Source organism: Leisingera sp. F5 (assembly GCF_001593695.1).
This window is the reverse complement of the sequence record NZ_LUKH01001287.1, coordinates 1-1,135: the sequence shown is the minus strand read 5'-3', so window position 1 is coordinate 1,135 and position 1,135 is coordinate 1. Positions and strand designations below refer to the sequence as shown.

Annotated in this window: 1 protein-coding gene and 1 pseudogene; both read right to left on the bottom strand. The window is 59.3% G+C overall.

All coding sequences use genetic code 11. The annotated features are described in order from the left end of the window. Positions 1–271: pseudogene (locus A2I95_RS40840) on the bottom strand (hypothetical protein); the annotation flags it as partial. Positions 272–382: 111 nt separating this feature from the next. Beyond that, positions 383–1,135 (bottom strand): DMT family transporter (locus tag A2I95_RS40835; protein WP_291738006.1); only part of this gene is annotated, 753 nt, incomplete at its 5' end.

Genomic DNA, 1,135 nt, shown 5'->3' with positions numbered 1-1,135 from the left:
GCTGATCGAAAATCAGCGCAAAACTCAGCTTGTCATTGATGTCGCGTTTGTAAGCAGCGCCGAGCTGCAGGTGCGAGCCGACCATGTCGCCAGAATTTGCGCCAATTGCCGTGCCCGACACATCCGGACTCACATGGCCGATCGAGAACTCGGCGTAAGTGCCCTCTTCAAACAATGCACCAAGAGTTTGGCCGGAGCGGTCAACGCCGCCAGCCATGGCAACACCCGGCAGCAGCGCCAGCGCCAAGGGCGCAGCGTGGATCTTCTTCATTTGTTCCTCCCTGTACGAAAGCCTTTCCGGCTTTTTGTCACAGAACCGTAACCAGCAGGAATTCGTCAAATCAATGCTAACGGCACGGAAACCTGCCGCAATCGATCAATCTTAAGCGGGCTTTGCGGGTTTCTTGGCAACAATGTTGAGATAATTCGCAATGCAGATGACCGCGGCGCCGCTCAGCACCCAGGCATCCAGCGCTTCACCGTAGATCACCATGCCAAGGATCGCGATGGCAGGAAGGCGGGCAAAGTCAACTGGCACCACAACGCTGGCCGGCGCCAAGGACAGCGCGGTGGTCAGGCAGAAATGAGCGGTCAACCCGGCAATGCCGATCAGAACAAGCCAGGGCAGGGTGGTGGCGTCCGGCAACGCCATGTCGCCGTCCCAGCCTGCCGCCAGCAGACCCATCACCAGCTGCATGGAGGTGAGCCAGAACAGGATAGAAGCAGTTTTTTCGTTCCGGGTCAGCCGCTTGGTGAGGATAGCTGTAAGCGCAAAGAAGATGGCGCAGCTGGCAGCGGCTATGATGCCAAGGTTCAGCGTTTCCGGACTGGGGCGGGCGACAATCAGGATGCCGGCAAAGCCGATGCCTGCGGCAAGCATACGGCGCCGGCTGAGGGCTTCTCCCAGTAAGAACGGCGACAGGATGATCACCCACAGGGGCGAGGTGAACTCCAAGGCAAAGACCTGCGCCAGCGGCACCAGCGTCACCGCCAGAAACCAAAGGTTCTGACCGGTGAAATGGAAGAGGTTGCGCACAGCATGAACACTCAGCCGGGCGCTGCTGACCTGATGCCAGCTGCCCGCTACCGTCAACAGGCTTACGACAATGATGACCCCGACCAGGCTGCGATAGGC